At 47.8% G+C, this 15,922-nt stretch carries 16 protein-coding genes and 3 tRNA genes; 1 reads left to right on the forward strand and 18 read right to left on the reverse strand.

Annotation, left to right across the window (positions count from 1 at the left end; translation table 11 throughout):
• The 16 genes from HP399_RS17680 to HP399_RS17755 all read right to left on the reverse strand — a co-directional run bounded on the left by HP399_RS17680 (nucleotide 1) and on the right by HP399_RS17755 (nucleotide 12,303).
• Nucleotides 1-861, reverse strand: coding sequence for a branched-chain amino acid ABC transporter permease (locus tag HP399_RS17680; RefSeq protein WP_173617829.1), 861 nt, complete (start codon nucleotides 859-861; stop codon nucleotides 1-3).
• 27 nt (nucleotides 862-888) lie between these two features.
• Nucleotides 889-1,590 carry an ABC transporter ATP-binding protein gene (locus HP399_RS17685; RefSeq protein ID WP_173617830.1) on the reverse strand — a complete coding sequence of 234 codons (702 nt, stop codon included), beginning with the start codon at nucleotides 1,588-1,590 and terminating at the stop codon, nucleotides 889-891.
• On the reverse strand, nucleotides 1,574-2,344 hold the full coding sequence (locus HP399_RS17690) for an ABC transporter ATP-binding protein (RefSeq protein ID WP_173617831.1): 771 nt from the start codon (nucleotides 2,342-2,344) through the stop codon (nucleotides 1,574-1,576). Before HP399_RS17690 ends, HP399_RS17685 begins: the two co-directional genes overlap by 17 nt.
• 12 nt (nucleotides 2,345-2,356) lie before the next feature.
• Nucleotides 2,357-3,526, reverse strand: coding sequence for a substrate-binding domain-containing protein (locus HP399_RS17695; protein ID WP_370642744.1), 1,170 nt, complete (start codon nucleotides 3,524-3,526; stop codon nucleotides 2,357-2,359).
• A gap of 67 nt (nucleotides 3,527-3,593) precedes the next feature.
• Nucleotides 3,594-4,640 carry a 3-oxoacyl-ACP synthase gene (locus HP399_RS17700; protein WP_173617832.1) on the reverse strand — a complete coding sequence of 349 codons (1,047 nt, stop codon included), beginning with the start codon at nucleotides 4,638-4,640 and terminating at the stop codon, nucleotides 3,594-3,596.
• Nucleotides 4,637-5,053, reverse strand: coding sequence for a MaoC family dehydratase (locus tag HP399_RS17705; protein WP_173617833.1), 417 nt, complete (start codon nucleotides 5,051-5,053; stop codon nucleotides 4,637-4,639). Before HP399_RS17705 ends, HP399_RS17700 begins: the two co-directional genes overlap by 4 nt.
• A 10-nt stretch (nucleotides 5,054-5,063) precedes the next feature.
• Nucleotides 5,064-6,590, reverse strand: coding sequence for an o-succinylbenzoate--CoA ligase (locus tag HP399_RS17710; RefSeq protein WP_173617834.1), 1,527 nt, complete (start codon nucleotides 6,588-6,590; stop codon nucleotides 5,064-5,066).
• A gap of 33 nt (nucleotides 6,591-6,623) precedes the next feature.
• Nucleotides 6,624-7,229 carry a TetR/AcrR family transcriptional regulator gene (locus HP399_RS17715; RefSeq protein ID WP_173617835.1) on the reverse strand — a complete coding sequence of 202 codons (606 nt, stop codon included), beginning with the start codon at nucleotides 7,227-7,229 and terminating at the stop codon, nucleotides 6,624-6,626.
• Nucleotides 7,230-7,434: 205 nt separating this feature from the next.
• A complete protein-coding gene (locus HP399_RS17720; protein WP_173617836.1) occupies nucleotides 7,435-8,331 on the reverse strand; it encodes a C40 family peptidase in 897 nt (298 codons plus the stop codon).
• Nucleotides 8,332-8,632: 301 nt separating this feature from the next.
• A complete protein-coding gene (locus HP399_RS17725; protein ID WP_173617837.1) occupies nucleotides 8,633-9,259 on the reverse strand; it encodes a fumarylacetoacetate hydrolase family protein in 627 nt (208 codons plus the stop codon).
• Nucleotides 9,260-9,318: 59 nt separating this feature from the next.
• Entirely contained in the window at nucleotides 9,319-9,864 is a 546-nt protein-coding gene (locus tag HP399_RS17730; RefSeq protein ID WP_173617838.1) for a hypothetical protein, read from the reverse strand.
• Between the two features lie 133 nt (nucleotides 9,865-9,997).
• Nucleotides 9,998-10,627, reverse strand: a complete 630-nt coding sequence (locus HP399_RS17735) for a VanW family protein (protein WP_173617839.1) — start codon at nucleotides 10,625-10,627, stop codon at nucleotides 9,998-10,000.
• Nucleotides 10,628-10,786: 159 nt separating this feature from the next.
• Nucleotides 10,787-11,833: an NAD(P)/FAD-dependent oxidoreductase gene (locus tag HP399_RS17740; RefSeq protein ID WP_173617840.1), complete on the reverse strand. Its 1,047-nt coding sequence runs from the start codon at nucleotides 11,831-11,833 to the stop codon at nucleotides 10,787-10,789.
• A 180-nt stretch (nucleotides 11,834-12,013) separates the two neighbouring features.
• Nucleotides 12,014-12,100 (reverse strand) — tRNA-Leu (locus tag HP399_RS17745).
• Between the two features lie 7 nt (nucleotides 12,101-12,107).
• Nucleotides 12,108-12,183, reverse strand: a tRNA-Thr gene (locus tag HP399_RS17750).
• A 43-nt stretch (nucleotides 12,184-12,226) separates the two neighbouring features.
• A tRNA-Asp gene (locus HP399_RS17755) sits at nucleotides 12,227-12,303 on the reverse strand.
• Nucleotides 12,304-12,480: 177 nt separating this feature from the next.
• On the opposite strand from HP399_RS17755, the gene HP399_RS17760 reads away from it, so the two are divergent.
• Nucleotides 12,481-13,389, forward strand: coding sequence for a C40 family peptidase (locus tag HP399_RS17760; RefSeq protein WP_173617841.1), 909 nt, complete (start codon nucleotides 12,481-12,483; stop codon nucleotides 13,387-13,389).
• Between the two features lie 77 nt (nucleotides 13,390-13,466).
• Here the strand turns inward: HP399_RS17760 and HP399_RS17765 are convergent, their stop codons facing one another.
• The gene (locus HP399_RS17765) at nucleotides 13,467-13,712 is read right to left on the reverse strand and encodes a hypothetical protein (protein WP_173617842.1); all 246 of its coding nucleotides are present in this window, start codon (nucleotides 13,710-13,712) and stop codon (nucleotides 13,467-13,469) included.
• A 317-nt stretch (nucleotides 13,713-14,029) separates the two neighbouring features.
• Nucleotides 14,030-15,817 (reverse strand): M3 family oligoendopeptidase, encoded by a 1,788-nt coding sequence (locus HP399_RS17770; RefSeq protein WP_173617843.1) that lies wholly within the window; start codon nucleotides 15,815-15,817, stop codon nucleotides 14,030-14,032.
• Nucleotides 15,818-15,922 lie beyond the last annotated feature (105 nt).

Below are 15,922 nucleotides of genomic sequence, written 5' to 3' on the forward strand. Positions count from 1 at the left end.
TCACCCCTTCGCTCCAAACAGGCCGGATGGTTTGATAAGCAGCACTGCCAGCATTAGCAGCATGTTCACTGCCAGTGAAAGCTCTGGAACGAAGTAAGCCATGAACGAGCCAAGCACCCCTACTAAAACCGCCGCTATCATAGAGCCTTGAACGCTTCCCATCCCACCAACAATGACGACGATGAATGCCAGAATCGCATACTGCATACCCATTTCCGCAAAAATGACCCCAGAATATGGTGCCAGCAGACTTCCTCCGAGCGCAGCCATGCCTGCTCCCAGCAAAAAGACGAATGTAAACACTTGTTTAATATTGATGCCAAGTGCCTGCACCATTTCCTTATCGATCACACCCGCTCGGACGATCAAGCCTAGTCTGGTTTTGGTTAACAACAGGTGCAACCCGACGTACACAACGATTCCCACTGCGATGACAAACAAGCGATAGGTGATCAGTATGATGTCGCCAAGCTCGATGCTTCCTTGCAAATAATCCGGTAATACTGCCCGAATAGGGTTAGGGCTCCAAAATACCTTGAGCAATTCACTTATCACGAGCATCCCGCCCAATGTCACGAGCAGTTGCTGGATATGATCACCGTACACGGGGCGGATCAGCACGCGCTCCAACACAAAACCGAGCAGCATCCCGATGACGACAGCACCTACAATGGCCAGAAGAAAGCTATCCGTCAATCCGAAAAGCCATACACCAGCAAAGGCTCCCCAGGCAAACAATCCACCATGGGCAAAGTTCAACACACTCATTAAGCCAAAGATCAGCGTGAGCCCGGAAGCGAGCAAGAAAATGAGTATGCCTGTCGCCAGTCCATTTACAAGCAAATTAATCGCGACATCCATTTCATCCTCCCCCTCCCTGTTATACGCTCAGGCAATGCCCAAATATTTTTGTCGCGTATCTGCATCATCCTTCAACTCCTGCATCGCGCCACCGCGGACAATTTTCCCTTCATCCATCAAGTAGTACTGCTCGCCGATCATGCTCGCCATCATAAAGTTTTGCTCGACTAAAAGCACGGTCGTTTTCTGCTTCATCGATTGGATGTGGAACATGAGCTTTTCAACCATGATGGGCGCCAGTCCCTTGCTCGGCTCGTCAATTAACAAGAGTCCGTTGCTGTTCACATAAGCTCGAGCAATGGCCAGCATTTGCTTTTGACCTCCACTTAAGTGCCCACTTTTCTTTTTCCAGTAATGACGCAGGTCAGGGAATAGATCCAGCATCCACGCGAGCTTTTCTTTTTGTTCGTCGTCATTTTTTTGCATGGCGAGCCGGAACGTCTCTTCTAACGTAAAATCATGAAAAATCCCTTGATTCTCGGGGACATAGCCAATCCCCTTACGCGCGATGGAATAGGTCGGCAGATGTCCGATTTCTTCTCCTAGATAGCGAATTTGGCCATGACGGATCGGAGCAAGCCCCATGATGGAACGAAGCGTCGTTGTTTTGCCCGCTCCGTTTCGACCAAACAAAACAGTAATACTGCCGGCTTGCACGGATAGCGAGACACCCTGCAAGATGTGAAACTGGTCGAGGTACGTTTCAATCTGATCAAGTTGCAGCATCATGCTTATACAACCCTCCCAAGTAGGCAGACTGCACCTGTTCATTTCGCATCATGTCGACCGGTGTCCCCTCAGCCAATAGCTCTCCATGAAACAGAACGACCATGTGATCGGAGAGTGATTTGACCATGTCCATCTTGTGTTCGATGAGGATGATCGTGCACGAATTGCTTTCCTTAATCGATTCGATCACCTTCAATACAGCTGGGACTTCCTCCAACGAAATCCCCGCCGTCGGTTCGTCGAGTAATAGAACATCTGGACGCAGTCCAAGGAGCATGGCTAGCTCCAGCTTTCGTTTCTCCCCGTGCGCCAGTAGGCTCGCAAGCACATTCGCCTTTTTCTCGAGCAATACCAGATGCAGCAATCGCTCAACTTCCTCTGCCTGTCGCATCTGATCTGCCTGGGAAATCCATAAACGAAACCGAACTCCCTGTGCCGCTTGCACTGCCAATCGAATATTTTCCCGCACCGTTAGCTTGGGAAATAAGTTTGTCAATTGAAACGATCGACCAATACCCAATCTCGTTCGTGCTGCTGGGGGCAAGTGTGTAATATCTTGCCCCTTGTACTTGATCGTTCCTTGCGATGGAGTAAGCTGCCCGCTCAACAAGTTAAACAGCGTCGTCTTTCCGGCTCCATTCGGTCCGATGATCGAAGTAAATCGCTGCTTCGGTATGCGTAGCGATACCTTGTTTATGACCGTTTGCTCCCCGAATGCTACGCTGAGGTCAACCGTTTCCAACAAGTAACTCATCACACACCTCCTCTACTTCTGGTTCCTGACAGGTGGTGCTGTCTCTTCCATCTTCATCTCCCGGACGAGTACAGGCACAGGATGATCGACTCCGTCTTTTTTCTCCAGCTTGATCGCGTACAACGTTTGCAGTGCCTGATGGTCCTCCGCCCGGAACTGCATCTGGCCCTTCGGCGTATCAAAGGTCATGCCTTCCATCGCAGCAATCAACTTCTCCGAATCTGTATCGGCGTTCGTCTTTTTCACTGCTTCCACAATCGCTACGGCTGCCGTCATCCCGCCTGCCGTAAATAAATCTGGGATCTCGCCATTAAAACGCTTTTTGTGCTCATCGATGAGCCAGTCGTTCATTTTCGTTTTCGGGAGCGAATGGTAATACACCGAGAAACCTTCCATTCCGATCATTGCCTCCATCGTTTTCAAGGCAGCGATATCAGGTGCTCCCGTAGATACCTTGATCCCTTTTTGCTGAACCTGCATATCTTGAAGCTGTTTCCAAGGGGAGTTGGAGCCTGCCCACGTGATGAAAACATATTCGGGTTTGGCGCTAATGATTTTTTGGATGTTGGCTGTAAAATCAGTCGTGTTCGTGTCCACATATTGTTCTTCGATAATGACTGCCCCTAATTTTTCAGCCGCGGTCTTAAAGGCTTCGATTCCTTCTCGACCGTAGGCGCTGTCTTGAGCCATCGTCGCGATCTTCGTTCCTTTGGAAGCAATCGCCGCAGCGCCAGCAACTGCGTCCTGCGAAGAATTTCGACCCGTGCGGAAAATGTACTTGTTCCAGTTTTTCCCGGTGATACTATCTGCTACAGCCGGTTCTACGACCATGATTTTTTTGTACTCTTCTGCCAGGGGAAGGACAGCCAGCGTATCGCCTGAACTCGAAGAGCCTACGAGAAAATCTACCTTGTCGGTCTCCAGGAGCTTCGTCGCTTTTTGGACGGCAACATCCGGCTTCGTCTCCGTATCCTCCACGACGAACTCGATCTTTTTGCCAGCGATCTCTCGCTTGCCCTCTGTTGCATAATCGAGTCCGAGCTCAAAACCTCGCGCCGTCTGCTTTCCGTAGCTCTCCAATGGCCCCGTGAGCGAAGCGAGTACGCCTACCTTGACCGTATTACCACCACCAGATGAAGCGCTTTCATTTTGGCTGCAACCAACAACAAGCACAACAGACATCGCTAGCGGGAGCAACATTTTCCATCCTCTTTTTTTCACACCCGTTCCTCCTTAAGAGTCAAAATGTTCATTGCGATTCGGCTAACCATTCCAGTACAGTTGCAGCCCACGTATATCCTGTTCCAGCACTGACAGCTACGACAATATCCCCTGGGGCAAGACGTCCCTCTTGCTGTGCGACATGAAGTCCAATACACGGATCAAGTGCAGACAAATGCCCATAATGATCGAGATAGACGGCCTGCTCCTCGGTAAGTTGCAATCGTTCCAACAGCTCTAAGAACATCGAACGCTTTGTGTGCAAAGGAAGTAGCAGCTTCAAATCGCGTAAGGAACGATTGCTTTTTGCCAATGCCTGCTCTACCACATGGACAAAGTTCGGTATCGAGATGGGATCAAGTCGTTCTTTCATATCGCTCGGATTCGGCACATCGATGTAGTGGAGTCTGTTTTCCACCGTTTCATGACTAGGTTGTTGCTTAGAGCCGCCTGCGGGAACCCTTATATCATCGTGAAAAGAACCATCGGTAATCACACAACTGTGGAGAATTCTGCTCTTTGTAGCACCACGCTTTACGAGAGCCGCTGTGCCCCCATCTGCAAAATTAAACATGAAGCGCGAGCGAGGATTGTCGTAATCGACGATTTGTGATTCTTTACAGCCAGCAACCAGCAAGATGTTTTCAATGGATGCATCTGCCGTCAGCATATCTTTGGCAACCTTCAAGGCGATTGGAAAGCATGAGCTGACGTTCATCATCTCGAAACCGTATGCGTTTGTCGCTTTTAGTTCGTATGTAATCTTCGGTGCGCTGGACCATACATAGTAATCTTTGTGCGGACTACCGAAGTAAATAATCACGTCAATCTCAGATGGATCGATCACCGAGTCGGTCAGCTGTTGGGCAGCGAGCACAGCGAGGTCTGATGCATGAAGGGTGTCATCTGCGACATGCTTTTGGTATAGACCGAATTTTTCGATAATGACCCGCGTGGGGATTCCCGTCTTTTCAGCCAATCGCTCAGCTGTTTCTACTCCCTCCGGAAAAAATACAGATGTCGCTTCCACTCCGATGGTCTGCTCGTGGATCGTATTCGCTGCAAAATGATTCATACTTTCGCTCCTTCCTTCGGTACGAGCATCGTCGCTGTTCCAGTCAGAACTACTTTTCCATGCTGATTCGTGCATTCCGTAAGCAATCGGATTATGCCCCGCTCTTCCTGATATTCCAGCACAGTGGCGGTCGCAGTGATCGTATCTCCGATCAATACCGGAGCCGTAAACTGAATGGTCTGGTCTTTGTAAATGGAACCGATGCCAGGTAGCTGCATCCCGAGCAATCTGGAAAACATGCTCGCCGTCAACAGTCCATGTGAGATACGCTGGCCGAATCGCGTGTCTTTTGCGTACTGTTGGTCGATGTGCACTGGATTGTAATCCCCACTCATTCCCGCAAATAGGACGATATCTGTTTCCGTAATCGTTCTGCTAAAAGATGCTTGCTCCCCTATTGCAAATCTCGCCATACGAATCACCTCATTGCGTAATGGAATCGCTCTTCAATCTGGTCAATGCTTGTTTGATGATTTTCCCGGTTGCATTGCGTGGCAGCTCGGTTAAAAACACGAATGACTTCGGAATTTTATACTTCGCCAGTCTTTGCTCACAGTGCGCTCTGATGTGTGCTTCGGTGATGACGACACCTGATTTGGCCACGATAAACGCCTTCGCGACCTCTCCCCATTTTTCATCGGGTACACCGACGACTGCGGCTTCTTGAACGTCATCTAGCTCGCCGATGACCTGTTCCAGCTCTAGCGGATAAATGTTCTCCCCGCCTGAGATAATCATGTCTTTGCGCCTGCCTACGATATAGGCGAACCCTTCTTCATCAAAACATGCCAAATCCCCTGTGTATAGCCACCCATCCCGGATGGTCTTAGCTGTTTCTTCTGGTCTGTTCCAGTATTCCTTCATCACATTTGGACCTTTGACGAGCAGTTCTCCGATTTCGCCCTGCCCCACGACTTTTCCGTCATCCGAGATCAGGCGGACTTCACAAAACATAACGGGCTTGCCGATTGAGCCAGCTTTTCTTTTTGCATCTTCCTTCGCAATCATAAACACGGTGGGGGATGTTTCTGTCAGGCCGTATCCTTGTCCAAAAGGGAGGCCTCGCTCCTGAAATTGCTGGATGAGTTCCATGGGGCATGGAGCGCCGCCGTTGTAAAACCAACGGACGGAATCGAATGATGTGGTAGCAAATAAGGGACTTTGACGAATGGCTTCATGGATGGCAGGCACACCCATCACGATGGTGACTCGATGTGTTTCAATTAATTGAATCGCTTTATCAGCGTCGAACTTCCCGGCGACAACGACGCGTCCGCCAGCAAGCCATGTAGGGAAGGCAAACAGTCCGATTCCCCCGATATGAAAGAGTGGCAATAAAACGATCGAGCAGTCTTCTGAGGTGAGATCAAGCGCGGCTACATTGTGTACGGCGTTCCAAAACATATTTTCTTGGGTGAGCACTGCTCCCTTAGGCTTTCCTGTCGTTCCTGATGTATAGCAAATGATGTATGGATCATCTCCACTGCCGTCATCTGCCTCGGTCCTACTGTGCTGGGATGACTCATTCGGGCCATCCTGGCTCCACGGGAGTTCTCCCGGTTCCAGCCATATCATGTGCGCAACACTGGCTTTCGCCTTAATCAATTCAATGGTGGCACCAAACTCGGGCTGGGCAAATAACACGCGGATACCACTATCCTTAAACTGATAGTCTAATTCGGCAGGGGTCAAACGGATATTAAAGGGGACGGCAATCGCACCGAGTTTGGCGATGGCAAACAACAGAAGCACATACTCCAAACTATTTTGGGACAAAATGCCGATCCTGTCCCCCTTTTTGACCTGTAGCTCATGTCGTAAATAGTTGGCAAGACGTTGGATCTGTTCATTCATTTGCTGATACGTAAGTGATTGATCGTTGGCAATCACTGCGATCCGCGTCGGAGTGATTCGGGCTCGCTTTTCAATCCAATAAGCAATTCCGTTCATGAACTCTACTCCTTTGCCTATAAAATGGATCGGTTACGGCTTGGCAGCAATCCCTTTCATAATCATCGACATAGCTGTTTCTAACACCTCTTCCGGTACGTCTTCATTTTCCCAGTAAACCCAACGCATCCCGATGAATTGTCCGATCGACATGAGACAATAAGCCAGCGTCTCATGATCCATCTCTCGAAACGCACCTTCGTTCATGGCGTTCTTCAGACTTCGTACGTACCCCGCTGCCAGTTTGGCGTAATACCAGCGATACAGCTCCTGGTCGACGAGCGCAGCCTGTTGAATAATGCTGTACATGTTGCGATGATGTTTGATCCAACGAAAAAAGGCCAGAAATCCTAGGCGCAAATTCTCTTCTTGCGTGGTTGCTGCCATGATCGCTTCTTTGATCGTCGAACGAAGCTCTCTGCTCAGCTGCCTGATCAATTCATCATAAATCGCTTTCTTCGACTCGAAATAATTGTAAAACGTTCCTTGGGATACCTGTGCATGCTGTGTGATCAAGACGATGGACGCATCATAATAGCCTAGCTCACCAAACACATGCTCTGCGGCATCCAGTATTTTTTTGCGGGTTTCCTGTCCTTTCTTGGTTAAAACAGGGGTAGGCAGACTATTTTCTGACACCTGAATCACCTCTCAGTTTTTATTATATGTATAATTCTAAATATTACAACATATTTCTTGTTGTTCATTTTCAGCGAACGGAGAACGGCATGATTCCCTTTGCCATATTGGCAGAAATTGACGCGAAACGATCTGTGAGAACAAGCGTCATATATAGTACAAAAGCTCCCATGCGAATGCACGAGAGCTGAAATGGATTTGATGCTTAAATGACGCGCTTGATTTGAACTGTGCGCTTTTCCCAATTCGTTCCATCGTACTTGGAATAAGTCACACCAGGACTACCGTAAGTGTGCAGGATTTTCCCATCCCCTGCATAAATAGCTACGTGTGTAATCCGATCAGAAGAACTGGTTACCGATGCCTTCATGAAGATCAGATCACCTTTTTGCAGATTGCTCTTGGAAACAGATTTCCCCACAGTAGATTGCTGGCGGGAATCGCGCGGCAATGTAATGCCCGCTTCTTTAAACACGCGCTGTGTAAAGGAAGAGCAGTCGAATGTATTGGTCGTACTGCTGCTTGAGCCGTATTTGTATTTTGTGCCCATATACTTTTCACCATTTTTAATGACCTGATCGGCAGTTTTGCTTACAGGCTGTTCTGGCTTGCTAGGCGTATTCCCCGAGGAATCAATAACACGACGAGCCCCTACAAATTTGTCACTGTACTTCGAATATTTTTTTACAACTACCTCGTCTTCCCCTTTCGAAGAATAAACGAATTGATCACTGCCTATGTATATTCCCATAAAAGTTGGGCTGCCGCTTCCGCTAGAGGCGAAGAACACCAAATCTCCTGGCGCCACGCTTTTTTCGGATACTTTAGTCCCAGTCTTGTACAGGCTAGAGATTGTGCTCCCGATGGAAATCCCTACTTGTTTGTACGCATACGTAGCCAGCTCCGCTGATCCGAATTGCTTCGGTCCCTTTGCTTTGTACTCGTAATCCTTCCCGATCAAAGAAGTAGCAATATTTGCAACCTCTGACTGTTTTGAATCTTGTGTCTTAGCGGCCACTACTCCAGCTTGACCACCCATTAACAGGGACGTACTCAGCATGACTGCTACTGTTGACTTCATTACCCAATCTCGTTTCGTCACTTTCTTTTCCTCCTTGTCATGTTGTGGCACCCGTCTTGGGTACATGGACAGAATAGCGCAGGAGGAAACAGGAGGATAAGACCGTAAAATTTTCCAATGATGGAATTGGTAGCATGGGACTAGTCTGAAAACACGGTGTAACGTAGGTGGTTGCTACCTCTTAGTTCCATGGAACCATAAAAGTTACAAAACGGTATCAAAGGTGATTTTCGTCGCAAAAAACGGCTATATTGCTGGCCCGAACTCCAAACAAAAACCATCTTCTGCATGTTTCTGTCAGAAGATGGTTCTCCACTCGTACCTATTTCATTTTCGCCGTAAACTGCCCCCAGGTCTCTTCTCCCCAGTTGAGAGTGAGGACATCTCCATCCGTAACAGGTCCTACCCCCGCTGGCGTCCCCGTGTAAATGATATCCCCTTGTTCCAGGCCTAGATGTTCGGAAATATAGGCAATAATGGTTTCCAAATCAAAAATCAGATCACGGAGATTGCCGCGTTGCACTTGCTCTCCATTTTTCAGCAAGGAGAAATCGGTTTGGTGCAGCTCATGGATACCAGGAAAAGGATGAAAAGACGTCAAAATTGCTGAATTTTTAAACCCTTTTGCCAACAACCATGGATGCCCCGCTTTCTTCAGTTCACTCTGAACATCCCGCAAAGTAAAGTCGATCCCGAGTGCTATTTTGTCAATCATATCGTCAAGTGTAGCTCCAACCTCATACGGTCTCGCTATGTGAATCACAAGCTCTGCCTCATAATGGAGCTCTCCACGCGATGCCGGAAGCTCAATGGCCTCGCCATTTGCCATTGCAAGCGCATGTGTTGGTTTATCAAAGATCATTGGCTTGGTTGGCACATCGTTCCCCAACTCCGCAGCATGCAATCGATAGTTGCGACCGATACAGTAAACATTTTTGACTGACTCCATTTTGTCCTCTCCTTTGGTGGCTGTCTCTTTTTTTCACTATATCATGGCTGCACGGCGTATTACAGCTTGTCTTGTTCGCCCTCTTCCATGCAGTTACGATAGCCAGGCCAAAGACGGGCATTCCCTCTTGCTTCTACTTCAATCACGGTATCACAAATGGATTCCAACGCACTCTCCAGGTCCATCTCTTTCTCAGTGCTCCAGGAAAACTCGTAATGGAAAATCACTTGCTGCTCTGTCGCTTCGGAGAGGACAAACGCAAACTGCTGTTGTTGTTCCACGACATGCTTTCGGGCTTCAACCGTCGCTTCTACCGAGAACAAACCATCCCATTCAGCAACCATATATGTAGAAGTAACATCAATCCACAGGGAGGGAGTATCATTCCTCCGCCGAAAAATAACAGAGTCCTCCCGATAAAACCCGTAGCCAGAGGGCAGCGCACCTGAGAGCTTGAATGGGATTCCTACCGGCAAATCATGTGGCTTCAATGCGTGGACAAGCCTCCCAGGCAAAAGATAGTAACCATCCTGCTGGCGATCTAACCGTTCTCCCATGACGAGAACCTCTTGATTGTGTGAATCACCTGTCACCTGAACGAACATCACGGCACCTCCCTCTAAAACAGTATGGTCAGGAATGCATGACTCAAAACTAAATGACCATCCATTTTTTTCCTGACAAAATACCGAAAAAAACAGGGTTCATCCATAGGATGCCCCCTTTATTCCTTCTAAGCTACGCACGTATGATCGCAATCACAACATGTTCGTCATCGTATGATTTTGCTTTGATTTTCACAGGAAAATCATACAAGTTGGTAAATTTAAAATCCTTATAGCCATACGCTACTGTGGCATCTTGACCCATTGGCACGTATCCCACTGATTTGCTGTGGTTATGCCGTTCCATCATGATCATCCCCGCTTCAGCAGCTGCATTGTAAAGCGTGCTAGAAACTTGACAAATCCCGCCTCCATAGTCATCGACGAGTTGGCCGTTCTGAATAACCCCAGCCTTTTGCCACCCATCCTCCGGCAAATTCGAGTTTCCCACTATTTCATTGAAAGAAAACACCTGTTGCGGCTTGATTTTTTCATTATGAAGCTTGCTCAATGCTTGCTTGATGTTATGTTTACGCGCATCTGTGCTGTCTTTCATCGATGAGTAGTAAAAGCCGAGAACCTCCTCTTCCTTGAGGTCCATCTTCTCCACATACTTTTCCTGTTGCTTTTCCTGCAACTCGAGAGCAGGAGATAACGGATCCACTTGTAACGCCATTGCACGCTCAGGCGCGTAGTTCATACCGAGCGAGAACACGAGGACCACTGTCGCCATACTGATCGGCCAATGCCGAACTTTTTTCATTTCTACTTCCTCTCCCACATTTGTTGATCGGTTTACTGACGCGAAGTTCCCTATTTATATAGACGGTCATTGTTATTACACGTTGCCTCTAACAATGTAACGTATGGGAAAAGCGACAATCAACCTGCAAATGTTGGGCTTTTTGTCCTACATCAGGTTCTACTCGTCATCCTCATCGATAACCCCGAGGGCTTTGTTCTTTTCTTTAAAACGCTGGTTATGGGAAGAAACATAGGCCATCCGATCTGCTACCGGGTCTATGTGTAATTTGGCACTGTTTACGGCCACAGCAGCATCGGTGAATGCTCCCGCGATCAACGTAATCTTGCTGTCAAAGCTCGCAAAATCGCCTGCCGCAAAAATCCCTGGCATATTCGTTACCAGACGAGGACTAACAAACACGTTCCACTCATCCATATCCAAGCCCCACTCTTTAATCCCTGTGAAATCGGCCTTCAATCCGTGATTGACGATGATGGCGTCTACATCGATTTGCTCCGTCTCGTCCGTCTCCAGATGACGTATCGTCACTTTATCGATCGTTTCTTTGTCTGAGCTTTGCAATTGCGTGACCGCATATGGAGTGCGAACGATCGCAGATGACTCTTTCATGCGCTTCACATTCCGCTCATGTCCACCAAATACATCACGGCGATGCACGACAGTTACAGACTCTGCAATTTGCACCAGTTCGTTTGCCCAATCGACCGCGGAGTCCCCGCCCCCAGAGATGAGGACGTGCTTACCACGGAATGGCTCCAGTTCCTGCACTGTATAATAAAGATTTGTCACCTCGTAGCGCTCGGCTCCTTCGATCTCCAGCTTCGCCATTTTCAAAATACCCCGGCCCAAAGCCAATATGATCGTGCGGGTCCAATGCCGTCTCCCCGATTTTGCAACGAGTATGTACGTGCCGTCTTCTTGTGGCTCCAGTCCAATGATCGCCTCGCCCAGCACGATGGTGGGATCAAATGTCTTCGCTTGCTCCACCAGATTAGCAACCAACTTTTCACATAGTTGTGGTGGTACACCGCCAACATCCCAGATCATTTTTTCTGGATAGATCAACATTCGTCCACCGAGCTCTTCTTTCGCTTCTATGAGTTTCGTCTTCATATCGCGCATTCCGCTATAAAAGGCAGCGTACATCCCCGCAGGGCCACCGCCAATAATGGTTACATCAAACAGCTCCAACTGTTCTTCCACAACTACCCCTCCATTGTCTTGCTAGTTTGTTTATGAATCATCAAAAGTGATGATGAAAATGAGATTCATTATCACAATGTGATTGTAATGGAAAATGGAGGAGGATTCAACATTCAAGAAAAAATAAAAAGGCTCGTAATTAGCTTCATCAGCCAATTTACGAACCTGTTGTTTACGATATGGTGCGGTCGAGAGGACTTGAACCTCCACGGTGTTGCCACCACTAGAACCTGAATCTAGCGCGTCTGCCAATTCCGCCACGACCGCATAAAAATGGTGCCGGCAATAGGACTTGAACCCACAACCCCCTGATTACAAGTCAGGTGCTCTACCAATTGAGCTATACCGGCACATTGCGAGAAACTATGTAATTCGCACATTCTAAAGATAGAATGGCGGAGCTGACGGGACTCGAACCCGCGACCTCCGGTGTGACAGACCGGCGTGAACTCCAACTTCACCACAGCTCCATGTAGTTTTTGTCTCCATCTTGCGGCGACTTTTGTAATATAGCACGATTCTATCTCCTAATGCAATAGTTTTTGAAAAAATAGTGAAAGATTATTTTTTTCATAGATTTACCAACGAAAATCCGATAGAATTTTAGATAGATATGCAGATTTTAGTAGATTGGTGGAGACGATGACATGAAAAAGACTTCGAGGCTACTCACCTTCCTCGCCCTCTTCACTCTGCTGCCTACTGCTGCCCATGCATCCTCATCGGCATATGTGGTATCAGCAGGTGATACGCTGAGCAAGATCGCTCGCGAGCATCAAGTATCGGTGGATCAAATCATCCAATGGAACCAACTGAATGATGATAGATTGTCAATTGGACAAACTTTGTCTATTCATGGTGCAAACACTTCTGGCTCCATTGCGACTGACATTCCTTCCGATGTAGCTGTCAATCAGAATGATAACGCTACCACTGAGTCTAAAGAACTAACCGCCGGTGAAAAGGCCCGCGTCACTGGTGACGTGCTGAATGTGCGTAAAAAGCCTTCGACTGACGCAAAAGTGTTAGGCAAGCTAAGAATCGGTTCCGTTGTAGAAGTTGTAGAAACAGGTAGTGAATGGACGAAAATCGAATTCGAAGATCGTGAAGCATATGTTGCTACAGAGTTCCTAAGTCCAAACCTCACTTCTACCGTTTCGCTGCCTTCCGAGGTAAATGCAGAAGATCTGGGTCGTATGAAGGAAATTTTTGAGCCATTACTCAATACACCATACGTCTTAGGTGGAACTACTCCGAATGGCTTTGATTGTAGTGGCTTTACTTCATACGTTTTTGAACAGCTTGGGGTTACACTTCCGCGCACTTCTGAAGATCAATTCCGTGGCGGCCAAGAAGTATCACTGGATCAAGCACAGCCTGGTGACCTCTTGTTCTACGATGCGCTTGGAAAAGGACGCGTGTCCCACGTAGCGATCTATCTGGGTAATGGGGCAATCGTTCATGCGAATGGCGAAGATGTTCGCTATGGCAAAGTCGAATACATGCATAAGCTCTACCCGTTTTACGGAGTGAAGCGTTACGCTAATTTCCAGTAGGCTTTCCTACACATAAAAGCAAGCAAACAGCCCTATCTGCCTTTGCAGCAGTTCGAGGGCTGTTTGTTTTTCTGTGTTTAATGTATTTCGGTATTATGGGCCTGCTGCTGCTGTTGTTGTTGTTGCCCTCCGATTTCGATTTTGCCCAACGCTTGCTTCATTTTGTCGAGCTGAAGCTGATAATCACGAACGACTACGGTAAGAACACTGACAGACTCCTTGAAATCCGGCTCGCTGCTTACTCTGTCGATGGCTCTATGTAAATGCAGCATCTTGTTCTCCGTTTCCCGCAATAGGTCTAGTAACTGCAATCCGTTTACCACGTAATCACCTCATCTGTTTTTTCTTACTTTCTCCTTCCCCTCTGTTCCCTATGCGCACAAAAACGTTTTGCATGATGAATAAAAAACGTCCGCTAATGACATAGCGGACGTTCAGGCTGTCGAGAAACCCCCATCCTGAATTTCGCGGATTGGGCAGAAAAAATTTGACCTTCTAGAATCGCTTCTAAGGCGTTTTACGAGGGCGGGGAGACATATTTGTACCCCCTAAAATGGCACTAAAAGTCCCCTTTTTTGCGAAAGGGGACTTTCTCTACACTCTGAACGTCCGCTAATGACATAGCGGACGTTCTTCCTATTTAGTTCAGGCGTGCAGACGCGAGCTCAACGAATTTCTCGATATCTTTTGCAACCAAAGAGAGTGAATTCCGCCAGAAATCGACTGAGCGTACATCAACATCCATGATGGCTGCTACATCCGCAACGCTCATTTTGCCTGTAACAGATAAGAGCTTGTCGTACTGCTCAACAAAAGCTTCCCCGCGCTTGAGATACTCTGCGTACAAGCCTTTCGCGAACAAGAGCCCAAAAGCATACGGGAAGTTGTAGAAATTGTAATCCGCGCTATAATAGTGCGGTTTGCATACCCACATGTACGGGTGTAGAGCTGCCGGATCCAAACCATCTCCGTACGCGTCCTTTTGTGCTTGCAGCATCAGTTCGTTTAGAGTGGACACAGACAAGGCACCTTCTGTTCTGCGCTCAAATACAGCAGTCTCGAACAAGTAACGGCTATAAATATCGACGATCACCTGACTTGCTCCGCTAATATCATTTTCCAAAATCGCAAATGCTTCCTCGGAGGTCGCTTGTTCAAGCGCTGCATTGGCAATGATGGTTTCACACAAAATGGACGCGGTTTCGGCGATTGGCATCGGGTATTCGCTATTCAAGAATGCTTCGTTTACGAGACATTCTCCGTGATAGCCATGTCCCAATTCATGTGCCATTGTGCTCACATCGCTGTAGCTGCCTGTGTAGTTGGACATAATTCTGCTCTCCCCTACGATGTGCAGGTTGTAGCAGAATGCCCCCCCACGCTTGCCTTCACGAATCTCAGCATCAATCCACTGATCGTCATAAGCTCGTGCTGCATAGTTGGCGAGTTTTTCGCTAAAGCTACCAAAGTGCTTCACGATGAAGTCGCGGGATTCCTCATACGAGAAGCGCATGTCTGCCTCACCCACTGGCGCAAACAAATCATAAAACGGCAATTGAGCGCTCTCATGACCGAGCAGCTTCGCCTTTGTACGGAAGTATTGATGGAAGGATGGCAGGCTCTCACGCATCGCCTGAAGCATCGCTTCGAGCGTTTCGCGGTCCATGCGGGAGTCTTGCAACGTCTTATCCAGCGGCGATTCATAGCCTCTGAGCTTCGCTACGGTAATAACCTCGCCCTTAATTCCATTCAAGCTGGCAGCAGCAGCTTGATCGATTTTTTTGTAAGCGGCAAGTTCCGCCTCGTATGCCGTTTTGCGCAGCTGCGGATCTTTTTCATTCGCCATGTTCCGCACCACAGGCAATGGAAGCTGTTTGTGCTCGCCATCGACTGTAATGTCTACCAGTAATGTGGACGTCAGCATTTCATGGAGCTTTGTCCATGCATTTGACCCTGTATTTTTCATTTTTGCCAGGACGATTTCTTCTTTTTCGCTCAGCATGTATTTGCTCTTGTCTGACATTTCTGTCAACATAAAGCGATGTGTCTCTAACAGATCCGATTGGCTAATCAACTCGTCTAGGTTGCTCAACGTTCCTAGCCACTTTTGGAACTGCACGCCTGGTTCAACCAACTCAACTGCCTGATTCTGTACTTTTTCAATTGCGAGCAATGCTGCTTCATTCTTGGCATCAACGCTTGCAGTCAGCTCTCCGTAGGCGTACAAGCGGAACTGCGTTTGCAGAACGGAGGTCATCATCGTTATGTATGTCTCCATCTTCGCAACTGCATCTTCTGAAGATTGCAAGTTTTGAACTGCCCAGCCTTTGATCTCTTCCATTTCACGTACTAACTTCTCCCAATCTTGTTTCCATTCGGGCGCATCAAACGAGGAATACAAGACGTTCAAATTCCAGCGCATATTCATGGGCACGTGCCTCCTCTTCGCTTATGTAACAAACCTATTGTAAAAAAATTTAGATGGATTCTGCAAGTTTTTACTAAGAAAACTTCTTTTACGAGAAGAAAAAGA

It is taken from the genome of Brevibacillus sp. DP1.3A (genome assembly GCF_013284245.2).
GTDB lineage: Bacteria > Bacillota > Bacilli > Brevibacillales > Brevibacillaceae > Brevibacillus.

Coding starts and splice junctions, on each gene's coding strand:
- HP399_RS17680 (WP_173617829.1), bottom strand. CDS start 861: ATGGATGTCGCGATTAATTTGCTTGTAAATGGACTGGCGACAGGCATA.
- HP399_RS17685 (WP_173617830.1), bottom strand. CDS start 1,590: ATGATGCTGCAACTTGATCAGATTGAAACGTACCTCGACCAGTTTCAC.
- HP399_RS17690 (WP_173617831.1), bottom strand. CDS start 2,344: ATGAGTTACTTGTTGGAAACGGTTGACCTCAGCGTAGCATTCGGGGAG.
- HP399_RS17695 (WP_370642744.1), bottom strand. CDS start 3,526: ATGTCTGTTGTGCTTGTTGTTGGTTGCAGCCAAAATGAAAGCGCTTCA.
- HP399_RS17700 (WP_173617832.1), bottom strand. CDS start 4,640: ATGAATCATTTTGCAGCGAATACGATCCACGAGCAGACCATCGGAGTG.
- HP399_RS17705 (WP_173617833.1), bottom strand. CDS start 5,053: ATGGCGAGATTTGCAATAGGGGAGCAAGCATCTTTTAGCAGAACGATT.
- HP399_RS17710 (WP_173617834.1), bottom strand. CDS start 6,590: ATGAACGGAATTGCTTATTGGATTGAAAAGCGAGCCCGAATCACTCCG.
- HP399_RS17725 (WP_173617837.1), bottom strand. CDS start 9,259: ATGGAGTCAGTCAAAAATGTTTACTGTATCGGTCGCAACTATCGATTG.
- HP399_RS17730 (WP_173617838.1), bottom strand. CDS start 9,864: ATGTTCGTTCAGGTGACAGGTGATTCACACAATCAAGAGGTTCTCGTC.
- HP399_RS17735 (WP_173617839.1), bottom strand. CDS start 10,627: ATGAAAAAAGTTCGGCATTGGCCGATCAGTATGGCGACAGTGGTCCTC.
- HP399_RS17760 (WP_173617841.1), top strand. CDS start 12,481: ATGAAAAAGACTTCGAGGCTACTCACCTTCCTCGCCCTCTTCACTCTG.
- HP399_RS17770 (WP_173617843.1), bottom strand. CDS start 15,817: ATGAATATGCGCTGGAATTTGAACGTCTTGTATTCCTCGTTTGATGCG.